Source organism: Thermomonas fusca DSM 15424, assembly GCF_000423885.1.
GTDB lineage: Bacteria > Pseudomonadota > Gammaproteobacteria > Xanthomonadales > Xanthomonadaceae > Thermomonas > Thermomonas fusca.
The window spans coordinates 14,337-27,230 of the sequence record NZ_AUIV01000035.1 but is presented as its reverse complement, the minus strand read 5'-3'; the positions used below and the strand labels follow the sequence as shown (position 1 = coordinate 27,230).

Sequence of the window (12,894 nt, the reverse complement as noted above, 5' to 3'; positions counted from 1 at the left end):
CCGGTCAGCGGGTTGAACGTCTTCCCGCAGCCCCGGCAGCGGAAGCGCTGAACGCCAGCGGCTTGACCATGACGAACGATACGAGTGTCCGAGCAATGCGGGCACTTCGTCGGGACGCGATCGGACAGCAAACGCGCCACCAGCCCCTGAGACCGCTGGCCCTGCAGCTTTGCCAGAACCTGCTCCTGCTGGGCCGGTGTCAGCCGTTCCGCTTCTGCCAGCCAACGCTTGAGTTCACGTGCGCGCATCCCGGTCTCCCGCCGCCCGAAACCTTCGAGCCGTGACGAAACCATGCAGGTAGGCAGGCTCACAGATTGAGACGATCAACAGCCAACGCGAACAGCGCCTTTTTTTTGGTGCACTGCGCAGGTGGCGCAATACGCGTGTCTGGAGCCCAAGGCGTCCCGCGCAGCGCCAACCCCGCCGTCATGGCGAACCCGGCATGCCTGTTCCATACCCTGCCGGATGGGTTATAAGGAAACCAAGGGGCGCGTCGCGCCCCGCTGATCCCCGGAGGGAAGGTACATGCGCAAGATGATCCTGGCAGCGGCGCTGGCGTCGCTGTCGTTCGCGGCGACCGCTCAGCACTCCGCCACCTCGCCGGTCGGCAAGTGGAAGACCTTGGACGACAAGACCGGCAAGGTCATGACGATCTCGGAGGTCTACGAGGCCAAGAACGGCACCCTGGCGGCGAAGATCGTGGAAGCGGTGGGCGTTCCCGCCACCTGCACCACCTGCAGTGGGCAGCACCAGAACAAGCCGATGGTCGGCATCGTCACCCTGTGGAACCTGAAGGCCAACAAGGACGGGACCTGGGGCGGCGGTAACGGCTACAAGCCGTCGGAAGACCGCAACTTCACCGCCAAGTCGATCAAGCTGGTGGACGGCGGCAAGAAGCTCGAAGTGAAGGGCTGCGTGGCTTTCATCTGCCGCACCGCCACTTGGGTGCGGGTGGATTGACCACCCTCCGCGCGCCATCCGGACGGCCCGTTTCCCGGGCCGTTTCCGGCGCGTTGCGCCAGTGGGGACGCGCGATCTTCGCCGGTCTGCTGCTGGTCATGGCCGCCGCCGTGCCCGCCCAGGAAGCGCCGCTGGGGCGCTGGAAAACCATCGATGACGCCACCGGCAAGCCCAAGTCGGTGGTGGAGATCTACCGCGCCCGCGACGGCAGCCTCGCCGGTCGGGTGGTCGACATCCTCGATCTCAAGGACGGGCCCAACCCGCCCTGCAAGGCCTGCAAGGGGCCGCTGCACGGCAAGCCCATCCGCGGGCTGGTGATCCTGTGGGGCCTGCGCCCCGATGGCGACGGCGGCTGGTCGGGCGGGCGCGTGCTCGACCCCGAGAACGGCAAGGATTACCGCGCCAAGCTTGCACTGCTGGAAAGCGGGCGGGCGCTGGGCATGTCCGGCTGCATCGCGATGTTCTGCCGGCAGCAGGTGTGGCAACGCGAGTGAGCAGCAAAGGCGGCCGGTAGCCGCGGCAGCGCATGCGATAATCGGCGCCCCCTCAAGCGCCCCACGCCCATGCCCCGCTCCGCGCTCGTCACCAACGCCCTGCCCTATGCCAACGGCCCGCTGCACCTGGGGCACCTGGTCGGCTACATCCAGGCCGACATCTGGGTGCGGGCGCGGCGGATGCGTGGCGACACGGTGCACTACGTCTGCGCCGACGATACCCACGGCACGCCGATCATGCTGGCCGCCGAGAAGGCCGGGACCACGCCCGAGGCCTTCATCGCCGCGATCCAGCAAGGCCATGAGCGCGACTTCGCCGCCTTCGGCGTGGCCTTCGACCACTACGACTCCACCAACTCGGCCGCCAACCGGACCTTGACCGAACAGATCTATGCGCGCCTCGATGCCGGCGGCCACATCGCCCGCCGCAGCGTGGCGCAGTTCTTCGATCCGGCCAAGGGCATGTTCCTGCCCGACCGCTACATCAAGGGCACCTGCCCGAACTGCAAGGCCGCCGACCAGTACGGCGACAACTGCGAGGTCTGCGGCGCCACCTACGGCCCCACCGACCTGATCGAACCGAAGTCGGTGGTGTCCGGCGCCACCCCGGAGATGCGCGACTCCGAGCACTACTTCTTCGAGGTCGGCCGCTTCGAAGCCTTCCTGCGCGACTGGCTGGCCAGCGACACCATGCTGCCGGGGGTGAAGGCCAAGCTGATGGAATGGCTGGACGCCGAGGGCGGCCTACGCGCATGGGACATCTCGCGCGACGCGCCCTATTTCGGCTTCGAGATCCCGAACGCGCCGGGCAAGTACTTCTACGTCTGGCTGGACGCGCCGATCGGCTACCTGTCCAGCTTCCAGAACCTGTGCGCCAAGGCCGGCGTCGACTTCGACGTCTTCCTGAAGCCCGGCAGCGACGCCGAGCTGCACCATTTCATCGGCAAGGACATCGTCAACTTCCACGGCCTGTTCTGGCCGGCGGTGCTGCACGGCGCCGGCATGCGCGCGCCCACCCGCCTGCACGTCAACGGCTACCTGACCGTGGACGGCGCCAAGATGTCGAAGTCGCGCGGCACCTTCATCATGGCGCGCACCTATCTCGATGCCGGGCTGGATCCCGAGGCGCTGCGCTATTACTTCGCGGCGAAGTCCTCGGGCGGCGTCGACGACCTCGACCTGAGCCTCGCCGATTTCACCGCGCGGGTGAACAGCGACCTGGTCGGCAAGTTCGTCAACCTGGCCAGCCGCTGCGCCGGCTTCATCGACAAGCGCTTCGGCGGCAGGCTGGCGGATGCGCTGCCGGATCCGGGCCAGTACGCGCGCTTCGTCGCCGCGCTGGAAGGCGTGCGCGAAGCCTTTGAACGCAACGATGCCGCCGCCGCCATCCGCCAGACGATGGCGCTGGCGGACGAGGCCAACAAGTACATCGACGACCGCAAGCCGTGGGTGATCGCCAAGCAGGAAGGCGCGGATGCCGAACTGCAGAGCGTGTGCACGCAGGGCCTGAACCTGTTCCGCGTTCTCGCCGCCGCGCTGGCGCCGATCCTGCCGCGCACCAGCGCGCAGGCCGCCGCCTTCCTCGCCGCACCGGTGAACGGCTGGGGCGACCTCGACGCCCCGCTGCTCTCGCACGGCATCAACGCCTACACACCGTTGTTCACCCGCATCGACCCGAAGCAGATCGAGGCGATGGTGGACGCATCGAAGGACACGCTGGCCGCGCCCATGCCCGCGGCAGCCACCAAGAAGACGGAAGCGAAGCCAGTGAAGAAGGAAGAAGCACCCACCGCCGCGCCGGCCGCCGACGCCGGCAGCTACATCGGCATCGACGACTTCGCCAAGCTCGACCTGCGCATCGGCAAGGTGCTGGAATGCGGGTTCGTGGACGGCTCCGACAAGCTGCTGCGCTTCCTGCTGGATGCGGGCGAGCTGGGCCAGCGGCAGATCTTCTCGGGCATCCGCGGCAGCTATGGCGAACCGGAAAGGCTGGTTGGCCGCAGCGTGGTGTTCATCGCCAACCTCGCGCCGCGCAAGATGCGCTTCGGCCTGAGCGAAGGCATGATCCTGTCCGCCGGCTTCGATGGCGGCACGCTTGCGCTGCTGGACGCCGATGCAGGTGCGCAACCCGGGATGCCGGTGCGCTGAGCGCAACACCGGACTCACTGTAAAGGTCCATACTTCCACGCACCGGTTTCGCCCTTTGAAAGATCGATGAACACCAGCAGCATCAGGAGCGACCACGAAGCCCTCTACGCCAGCATGGACGAGCTGCGCCGGCTGCTGGCGACGGGCGTTGCGGAGAGCGCCGATGCCCTCTTCGTGGAGCTACGCAAGCTCAGCGCCACGATCAAGCTGCACCTGGCGATCGAGGACCGCATGTTGTACCCGGCACTGGCCAACGCCAGCGATGCGCAGGTCGCCGTCATCGGCAAGCGCTTCCAGCACGAGATGGGCGGGCTGGCAGCGGCCTATGAGGACTTCGCCGCGCGCTGGGACACGACCATACGGATCGGCGCCGAGCCCGAGCGCTTCCGGGACGAAGCCGCCTGCCTGCTGGATGCGCTGCATGCGCGCATCCAGCACGAGGACCGCGAGCTGCTGCCTCTCGCCGAGTCGCTGTGAACGATCCGGCCTGCGCGCACCACCGCGCCGCTTGGCCCGCGCCAGGCAACGGCAGCGCACCATGACCGATCTCGTCGAACGCCTAGACCGCCTGCTGCCGCAGACCCAGTGTGGGCAGTGCGGCTTCGACGGTTGCCGCCCCTACGCCGAGGCGATGGCCCGCGGTGAAGCCGGCATCGACCATTGCCCGCCCGGCGGCGATGCCGGCGCGCGTGCGCTGGCTGCGGTGCTGGGCGTCGCGCCGCGGCCCTATGATCGCAATCGCGGCATGCACAAGCCCGGCGAACTGGCCTTCATCATCGAAGCCGACTGCATCGGCTGCACCAAGTGCATCCAGGCCTGCCCGGTGGACGCCATCCTTGGCGGCCCCAAGCACATGCACACCGTGCTGGACGCGCTGTGCACCGGCTGCGAACTGTGCGTGCCGGCCTGCCCGGTGGATTGCATCGTGATGCAGGCCGGCGTGTAGCGCCGGTGACTCAGTCCGTCCTGCAGCTGTCGCAGATCCGCTCGACCGTGTAGCCCTTCGCTTTCAGCTGTTCCACCAGCCCGTCGCTGCCCAGCAGGTGCAAGGAGCCCACCACCACCAGCGTGTTGTCCTTCTTCGACTCGGACAGGCGCTTCTCCACCTGCGGCAGCCACGCGCGGTTGCGCTCGACGTCGAGCAGGCGGTAGCTCTCCGGGGTCTTTTGCGCCATCTCCGCGCGCATCTCGCTGTCCAGCTTGGCCACATCGCCCGCGCGCCACCAGGCATGCATGTCGTTCATCTGGCGGACCGCTTTCTGCGGGTCGGACAGGAATTCGTGCATGCCCTGCGCCTGCTCGGCATAGGGCACTGCGTCCATCGCGCGCATCTGGTCCTCCACCGTTTCCAGTCCCGCTGCCGGCTTGCCGGCCTCGCTGGCGCGCGCCATCAGCTTGCGGTCCAGCCCCAGCTCCTGGCTGAAGCCCATCGCGCGGGTGACGCCCAGCACCAGGCCCAGGCTCACCGCCCACGGCTCGCTGTGCTCCAGCGCCTGCACGCTGCCGCCGCCGGCCGACACCAGCGTGGACAGCTTCTCCAGCGTGGCCTTGGGCAACACCGTACTCAAACTCTTGCCATCCTCGTAGGCCATGTACTTCTGCATCACCGCCATCGCGTCAGGCGAGGTCAGCGCCGCCGGGTCGACCTCGAACAACAGCGAAGCGCTGTCGTCGAAAGCGCGGTCCACTTCCACCGGCAACGGGTAGTCGTCGGGCTTGAGCAGGTGGAAGGAGCCGAGCAGATAGACCGAGTTGTCGGCGTCGGACACCTTCCACAGCAGCGGGCGCTTGATCGCCTGGTTTCGGGCGGTCGCGGTGGGCTGGTCGGCATGGGCAGCGGGGAGCAGCAGCGCGCACAGCGCCAGGGCGAGCAATCGGGATTTCATCAGGCGTCCTTGGAGGATGATTCGGGCTTGCGATAGGTTTTTTCGCCGGCGTCCACCCGCAAGTCCAGCCGGTTTTCCGGCGGCGGCAGCGGGCAGGTGGCGAACGGGGTGAATGCGCACGGCGGGTTGTAGGCGCGGTTGAAGTCGAGCAGCAGGCGACCCTGCGCATCCGGCATCGGCGCGTCGATGAAGCGTCCGGCGCCGTAGCTGCCGTGGCCGCTGGTGCGGTCGGCGAAGACCAGGAACAGCGTGCCTTCGCCCTGGTCCAGCGCCTCCAGCCGGAACGGCGTGCCGTTGCGGGTGAACTCGACCACGCCGGGGTTGGGAATCTCGTCGGTGGTGCCGATGATGTTGGCGATCGGCAGGGTCTTGCCGGGCGTGTGCGGGATGAAGCGCGCCTGCACCCGCCACTGCGGGCCACCCGGCCAGTACTGCAGGCCGGCGAAATGCACCCGGCTGTCGGCATCGCTGTGCTTGACCCGCAGCGCCAGCCGGCCACCCCGCTCGATCACCGTGGCCCGCCCCTTGCCGTCGTCGAACCCGATCACGCTGGGGCCGCCGGCGTCGACATCACTGCGCAGCGCGCCGCCCTTGCCGGGCTCGCCATCAATGGTGACCGCCGCATCGGCCACGAAGCGTGCCTTGCCGTCGCCCACGCTGAACACGCCCAGGTGCGGCGGGCCCAGCAGCAGGCGGATGCCGTTGTCGGCGGCGCTGCCGACGCGGTGCGCGCCCGCATCCAGCCAGTGCAGGCCGATCAGGCTGGCCCAGCCATCGGGCCTGGTCAGTTCCGCCAATCGCCGCGCGCGCCACGCCTGTTCGGACGCGGCGAACTCGGCCGCGGCCTTCGCCTTCGCGGCTTCTTGCGCCGCGCTGGGCTCGCTGGAGCGATTGCAGGCGGCCACCGCCAGTGCGGCGACGGCGAGCAGGATCAACGTCCGCGCAGGAACCATTTGTCCATCTCCGCCAGCGAAAAACGCGTCCACGTGGGGCGGCCGTGGTTGCACTGGCCGGACCGTTCGGTGGCTTCCATCTCGCGCAGCAGCGCGTTCATCTCGGGAATGGTGAGCCTGCGGTTGGCGCGCACCGCGCCGTGGCAGGCCATGGTGGCCAGCAGCTCGTCGCGGGTCTCGGCCACCCGGCGGGTGTTGCCGTGTTCGCGCAGGTCGGTGAGCACGTCGCGCAGCAGTGCCTCCACGTCGCCGTGGGCCAGCAGCGCCGGCACGCTGCGCAGCAGCAGCGACTGCGGGCCGCTGCGCTGCACCTCGAAGCCGAGCTGCGCCAGCGTGTCGGCCTCGCGCTCGGCGATATCGGCCTCGCGCTCGGACACCGCAAGGCTGCCCGGCACCAGCAGCGGCTGGGTACGCAGGCCGGCGCCGTCGTGCGCGGCCTTCAGCTTCTCGTAGCCGATGCGCTCGTGGGCGGCGTGCATGTCGACCACGATCAGGCCGTCGGCATTCTCGGCCAAGATGTAGATGCCGTGCAGCTGGGCGACGGCGAAGCCGAGCGGCGGCATGCCGCCGGGCGCGTCGTCCGGCATCGGCATCGGGGGCGTCATCGATACGGCCACTGCGTCCTCGCGCGGCGCGTACAGCGCGGCATACGCGGCGGGCGCATCGCCCACGCGCAGGCCGATGGCCTGCTGCTGCGGCGCCTGCGGCATCGCCCAGCGCGGCGCATCCACGCCGCTGGCCATCATCGGCGGCGTGGGCGCGGCCATGCTGCCGGCGCGGGTGTCCGCCAGCGCGGCGTGCAGGGTGCGGTAGACGAAGTCGTGGACGAGGCGCGATTCGCGGAAGCGCACCTCGTGCTTGGCCGGATGCACGTTGACGTCCACGCCGCGCGGGTCGAGTTCGAGGAACAGCACGTAGGCCGGATGGCGGCCGTGGAACAGCACGTCGCTGTAGGCCTGCCGCACCGCGTGGGCGATGTTGCGGTCGCGCACGCTGCGGCCGTTGACGTAGAGGTACTGCTGGTCGGCGCTGGCGCGGTTGTAGGCCGGCTGCGCGATCCAGCCGTGCAGGCGCATGCCGGCGCCGGCGTGGTCCACGCGCAGCGCGTTGCGTGCGAACTCCTCGCCCAGCGCCTCGTGCAGGCGCACGTCGCTGAGCAGGTGGCCCTCGCCCTTCCAGCGCCGCGACGGCTTGCCGTTGTGGCTCACCCGGATCTCGACGTCCGGCCGCGCCAGCGCCAGCGTGCGCAGCCATTCCTCGATATGCGACAGCTCGGTGCGCTCGGCACGCAGGAACTTGCGCCGCGCCGGAACATTGAAGAACAGGTCGCGTACCTCCACCGTGGTGCCGTGCGGATGCGCGTTCGGCGCGACCTCGCCCAGCCTGCCGCCATCGATGCGCAGCTCCGCACCGTGCTCCGCATCGCGTTTGCGCGAGGCGAGGCGGAAGCGGCTGACCGAAGCGACCGACGGCAGCGCTTCGCCGCGGAAGCCAAGCGTGGCCACCGCTTCCAGATCGTCGATGCTGGCGATCTTGCTGGTGGCGTGGCGGCTGACTGCCAGGGGCAATTCCTCGGGCGCGATGCCGCCGCCGTCGTCGCGGATGCGGATCAGGCGCACGCCGCCTTCTTCCAGGTCGATGTCGATGCGTTTGGCGCTGGCGTCCAGCGCGTTTTCGACCAGTTCCTTGACCACGGACGCGGGTCGTTCGACCACTTCGCCGGCGGCGATCTGGTTGATCAGGGTATCGGGGAGTTGACGGATGCTCACCCGGAGGATTCTAGCCGGCCACGCCCGTTGTATCCGCTGCGCGGCGGAACGTATCGAAGGCGGAAAACCGTCGCCGCGTCAGGGACTGCCGCCGGCGCCCACCGCGGCGATGTCCAGCGTCCGACCGCCCGACGGGATCTGCGCCGACTGGCTGGCCTGCGCGCGCGCGGCATACAGCGTGCCCGGCGGCGGCTGGCGCGAGAAGTAGCGGTCGACACCGTCCAGGATCGCACTGGCGAGGGTGCGCTGGAAGGTCGGGTCGGCCAGCCGCTTCTCTTCATCCGGGTTGGAGATGAAGGCGGTTTCCACCAGCATCGCCGGCATTTTGTCGGAGGTGCGCAGCACCGCGAAATTGGCGCGCTCGACGTCCGGCTTGTGGTTGTTGCCGACCCGCTTCAGGCCGCCCAGCACGTGCTCGGCGGCGTCTTCGGACGCCTTCATGTTGCCGCTCTGGGTGAGGTCCAGCAGCACCGAGGTGAGGGTGTTGTCGGCCACACGCACGCGTTCGCCGCCGATGATGTCGGCCGCGTTTTCCTTGTCCGCCAGCCAGCGCGCGCGCTGCGAGGATGCGCCGCGGGTGGACAGCACATACACGGACGAGCCACGCGCACCGCGGTTCTCGGCGGCATCGGCATGGATCGACAGGAAGATGTCGGCGCGGTTGGCGCTGGCGCGACGGGCGCGGTGGTTCAGCGGGATGTACACATCGCTGTCGCGGGTCAGGAACGCCTTCAGCCCCGGCGTGGCGTTGACCTGCCGGGCCAGCTCGCGGGCGATGGCCAGGGTGATGTCCTTCTCGCGGGTGCCGTTGGGGCCGTGCGCGCCGGGGTCCTGGCCGCCATGGCCGGCATCGATGGCGACCACCAATGGGCGGGTGCCTGCCTGCGACAACGGCCGCGGCGCGGGCATGGCCGGCGCGGCCTGCTGCACGGAGGGCGTGGCGGCGGGCGGAGGTACGGGCGTCGCGGCGACCGCGGGCTTGGCCGGCGCCGGCTGCGTCGGCGTCGCGGCGGCAGCGAAGGCGGCGATGGGATCGGCGGCGGCAGGCGTACCGGTCGCTGGCGACGGGCCGGCGGTGACGGGCTTTTCGATCGTGGCGATGGCGGGCGTCGCGGTGGGCGCGGCGGCGGTCGTCGGTGCCGGATCGCCCGGCCATTCCAGCACCAGCACGGTGCCGGACGCAGCGGTATCCAGCGTGGTCGGGATCGCCCTGACCTTGCTGGCCAGGTCGAACACCACCCGCACCGTGCCCGGGACGGGCTGCCCGGTGCGCACGGCCTTGACCATGCCGGCGGCCGCCGGCAGCGCCAGGCCGCGCGCCAGATGGCTGGCGGGGAAGTCCACCGCCAGCCGATCGGGATTGGAAAGCGGAATCAGCCGGTACTCGCCGGCCTTGTCCAGATGGAGTTCGGCGCGCGTACCGGTGGCACCGGTCTCGATGCGCAACTGCTTGATTTCAGAAGCATTTACCTGAGAACAGGCGAACGCGGCCAGCAGCATGGCTGCCGGCAAGACGCGATTGCAGCGGTTCCCCATCGGACGCATGGCCGGGAGTTAAGCACCTGTCGAGAGCAGACGCAAGCACTTTTCCCTGAATAATCCGTGACCTGCAGAACTTTCCTCGACCCGTGCAGAGCTTGCACCCGCAACTTCAGGCCATGCTGATCGCCGCCAGCCACTGCCGGCCCGTCGCGGTCCGCGCATCCAGCCGGCAGCGACGGCCATCGCCGTCCACCGCCAGCGCGATGTCCAGGTCCACCGGCGGCAGCGCGCCCTGCCCGCGCTCCGGCCACTCCACCAGCCACAGCCGGGCTTCGGCCGGGTCGAGACCGAGGAACTCCAGTTCGCCCGGATTGCCGATCCGGTACAGGTCCAGGTGCAGGGCCAGCCCGCCGGCGGGCAGCGCGTACTGCTCGACCAGCGTGTAGGTGGGACTGCGGATGGTGCCGGTAACGCCCAGCGCACGCAGCAGCGCGCGTGCGAGGGTGGATTTGCCGGCACCGAGATCGCCGTGCAGCTGGATCACCGCGCGCTCGGGCAGGGTCTGCGCCAGCCGCGCACCCAGCGCTTCGGTGGCGGCGGCATCGGGAAGAAGGAAATCGGACATCCGGCTATCGTCGCACCGGATTGGCCAACCTGCGCAACCACGGCAGCAGGTCTGAAGGCAGCAGGCCGCGCTCGCCATCCTCGCGCGCGGCCGCATCGCCCGCGGCGGCGTGGAGCAGCGCACCGGCGACCGCCGCGTCATGCGCATCGAAGCCCTGGCCGCGCAGCGCCGCGACCACCCCGGTCAGCACATCGCCCATGCCGCCGGTGCCCATGCCGGGATTGCCGGCGCAGATCACCGCGGACGGGTGGCCCGCGGCCTGCACGATGCTGCCGGCGCCCTTCAGGACCGCCGTGCAGCCCAGCCGCACCTGCAGGGCGACGGCCGCCGCGAAACGATCGCGCTGCAGCTCCGCGGTGGTGCCGCCCAGCAGGCGCGCGGCCTCGCCCGGATGCGGGGTGACGATGTCGTCCGCGTGCAGTGGGGCGCCCGTCGACGCCAGGAGATTGAGCGCATCGGCATCCAGCACGTGCGGCTTGTTGCAGGCCAGCGCGGCATGGAACAGGGCACGGCCCCATTCGCCCTGCCCCAGCCCCGGGCCGAGTGCCAGCACGTCCGCGCGCGCCAGCAGCGGCAGCAGTTCCGCCGTGCCTTCCACCGCATGCACCATCGCTTCCGGGCAACGCGCCAGCAGCGCCGGCACGTGCGCCTCGCGGGTCGCCACGCTGACGAGGCCCGCGCCACTGCGCAGCGCCGCCTGTGCGGCCAGCAGGATCGCGCCACCGCTGCCGGCATCGCCGCCGATGCACAGCACGTGGCCATTGCGGCCCTTGTGTCCATCGCGCGGGCGCAGCGGGAAGAAGCCGGCCAGCGCGTCGGCGCGCCAGGCCAGCGCAGTCGGCGCGATGCCATCGAACGCCGACGCCGGCAGCTCCAGCGTCGCCAGCTCCAATTCGCCGCAGCGGTCCAGCGCCGCGCCGGTGCGCAGGCCGCGATGGCGGGCGAGGAACTGCAGAGTGCAATCGGCATCGATCGCCGCGCCCGGCGCGCTGCCGGTGTGGGCATCGATGCCGGTGGGCACGTCCAGCGCCAGCACCGGCGCGGGGTGCGCGTTGATGGCGTCGATCAGCGCGGCGGCGGTCAGGTCCGGCGCACGCGTCAGGCCGATGCCGAACAGGGCATCGACGATCAGCTCGGCATCGCCCAGTTCGCTGCCGATGAGCCCGCCAGACGCGAGATAGTCCGCGCAGGCGCGCCGCGCCAGTTCACTGGCCGGCTCGGCCAGGCGCAGCACACGCACCTCGCGGCCGGCCTCGTGCGCATGCCGCGCCAGCACGTAGCCGTCGCCGCCGTTGTTGCCGGGCCCGCAGGCGACCACGATCCGCATCGCTCGTGGCCAATGTTTCAGCGCGCAGCGCCAGCCGGCCTGCCCGGCGCGCGCCATCAGCGCGAAGGCATCGCCATCGCAATGGACAGTGCCGCGTGCCTCCAGCGCACGCAGCGCGGCGGGGTCGAACAGCGGCAGCGGAGCGTGCATGGCGGCGGTTCCCGGGTGCGAATCTATAATTTGCGCCATGTCCACGCCCGACTACAACGCGCTTGCCGCGCGCATCCGCGCCCTTGCGCACGCCGCCGGCTTCCAGCGGGTGGGCATCACGGGGGTGGAGCTCAAGCAGGACGAGGCGCACCTGCTCGACTGGCTGGGCCAGCAGCTGTACGGCTCGATGGAATGGATGGCGCGCCACGGCGCGATGCGCGCGCGCCCGGCGGAGCTGCTGCCGGGCACGATCCGGGTGATCTCGGTGGGGCTGGACTACGGCAAGGACCCGGACGCCGCCTGGGCCAACCTGCGCGAGCACGAACGCGCCTATGTGGCCCGCTACGCGCTGGGCCGCGACTACCACAAGCTGATGCGCAACCGCCTGCAGAAACTGGCCGAGGTGGTGCAGGCGGAGATCGGCCCGTTCGGCCATCGCGCCTTCACCGATTCCGCGCCGGTGCTGGAACGCGCGCTGGCGCGCAACGCCGGGCTGGGCTGGATCGGCAAGCACACCTGTCTGATCGACAAGGAAGGCGGCAGCTGGTTCTTCCTCGGCGAACTCTTCGTCGACATCCCGCTACCCATCGACCCGCCCGCCACCGCCCATTGCGGCAGCTGTACCCGCTGCATCGACATCTGCCCCACCGGCGCGATCACCGCGCCCTACCGGCTGGACGCGCGCCGCTGCATTTCCTATCTCACCATCGAACACGAAGGCAGCATCGACGAGGAGCTGCGCCCGCTGATGGGCAACCGCATCTACGGCTGCGACGACTGCCAACTGGTGTGCCCGTGGAACAAGTTCGCCAAGCGCAGCGACGAGCCGGACTTCCGCGCCCGCAACGACTTGGACAAGGCCAGCCTGGCCGAGCTGTTCGCGTGGGAGGAAGACGAATTCCTGCGCCGCAGCGAGGGCAGCGCGATCCGCCGCAGCGGCCACGAGCGCTGGCTGCGCAACATCGCGATTGCCCTCGGCAACGCGCCGACCACGCCGGAAGTGCTGGCCGCGCTGGAAACCCGCCGCGACCATCCCTCGGCGGTGGTGCGCGAGCACGTGGAATGGGCGCTGCGCCGCCACGGCGCGGGCTGAGCGCGAC

13 protein-coding genes are annotated in these 12,894 nt (G+C 70.0%); 6 read left to right on the top strand and 7 right to left on the bottom strand.

Annotation, left to right across the window (positions count from 1 at the left end; genetic code table 11):
* The coding region (locus tag G582_RS18030; protein ID WP_169380642.1) for an IS1 family transposase at positions 1–248 on the bottom strand (248 nt) is incomplete at its 3' end.
* A gap of 277 nt (positions 249–525) precedes the next feature.
* Here G582_RS18030 and G582_RS0112530 point away from each other — a divergent pair.
* From G582_RS0112530 to rnfB, 5 genes are all read left to right on the top strand, one after another.
* A complete protein-coding gene (locus G582_RS0112530) occupies positions 526–960 on the top strand; it encodes a DUF2147 domain-containing protein (protein ID WP_028840126.1) in 435 nt (144 codons plus the stop codon).
* A 53-nt stretch (positions 961–1,013) separates the two neighbouring features.
* Positions 1,014–1,454: a DUF2147 domain-containing protein gene (locus tag G582_RS0112525; RefSeq protein WP_028840125.1), complete on the top strand. Its 441-nt coding sequence runs from the start codon at positions 1,014–1,016 to the stop codon at positions 1,452–1,454.
* A gap of 69 nt (positions 1,455–1,523) precedes the next feature.
* Entirely contained in the window at positions 1,524–3,602 is a 2,079-nt protein-coding gene (gene metG / locus G582_RS0112520; protein ID WP_028840124.1) for a methionine--tRNA ligase, read from the top strand.
* A gap of 66 nt (positions 3,603–3,668) precedes the next feature.
* Complete coding sequence (locus G582_RS0112515) at positions 3,669–4,079, top strand: hemerythrin domain-containing protein (RefSeq protein WP_028840123.1); 411 nt, start codon at positions 3,669–3,671, stop codon at positions 4,077–4,079.
* A gap of 61 nt (positions 4,080–4,140) precedes the next feature.
* A complete protein-coding gene (gene rnfB / locus G582_RS16630; RefSeq protein ID WP_051247235.1) occupies positions 4,141–4,548 on the top strand; it encodes an Rnf electron transport complex subunit RnfB in 408 nt (135 codons plus the stop codon).
* 10 nt (positions 4,549–4,558) lie between these two features.
* On the opposite strand, the gene G582_RS0112505 is transcribed toward rnfB, so the two are convergent.
* From G582_RS0112505 to G582_RS0112475, 6 genes are all read right to left on the bottom strand, one after another.
* Entirely contained in the window at positions 4,559–5,488 is a 930-nt protein-coding gene (locus G582_RS0112505) for a TraB/GumN family protein (RefSeq protein WP_083961209.1), read from the bottom strand.
* Entirely contained in the window at positions 5,488–6,441 is a 954-nt protein-coding gene (locus G582_RS0112500) for a DUF1684 domain-containing protein (protein ID WP_028840121.1), read from the bottom strand. Before G582_RS0112500 ends, G582_RS0112505 begins: the two co-directional genes overlap by 1 nt.
* Positions 6,420–8,210, bottom strand: coding sequence for a DNA mismatch repair endonuclease MutL (mutL, locus tag G582_RS0112495; RefSeq protein ID WP_028840120.1), 1,791 nt, complete (start codon positions 8,208–8,210; stop codon positions 6,420–6,422). Before mutL ends, G582_RS0112500 begins: the two co-directional genes overlap by 22 nt.
* Positions 8,211–8,288: 78 nt before the next feature.
* A complete protein-coding gene (locus G582_RS16625; RefSeq protein WP_051247231.1) occupies positions 8,289–9,755 on the bottom strand; it encodes an N-acetylmuramoyl-L-alanine amidase in 1,467 nt (488 codons plus the stop codon).
* Between the two features lie 106 nt (positions 9,756–9,861).
* Positions 9,862–10,317, bottom strand: a complete 456-nt coding sequence (tsaE, locus tag G582_RS0112480) for a tRNA (adenosine(37)-N6)-threonylcarbamoyltransferase complex ATPase subunit type 1 TsaE (protein WP_028840119.1) — start codon at positions 10,315–10,317, stop codon at positions 9,862–9,864.
* Between the two features lie 4 nt (positions 10,318–10,321).
* Entirely contained in the window at positions 10,322–11,794 is a 1,473-nt protein-coding gene (locus G582_RS0112475; protein WP_028840118.1) for a bifunctional ADP-dependent NAD(P)H-hydrate dehydratase/NAD(P)H-hydrate epimerase, read from the bottom strand.
* 37 nt (positions 11,795–11,831) lie between these two features.
* Between G582_RS0112475 and queG the strand changes: the two genes are divergently transcribed.
* Entirely contained in the window at positions 11,832–12,887 is a 1,056-nt protein-coding gene (gene queG / locus G582_RS0112470) for a tRNA epoxyqueuosine(34) reductase QueG (protein WP_038054082.1), read from the top strand.
* Positions 12,888–12,894: the final 7 nt, after the last annotated feature.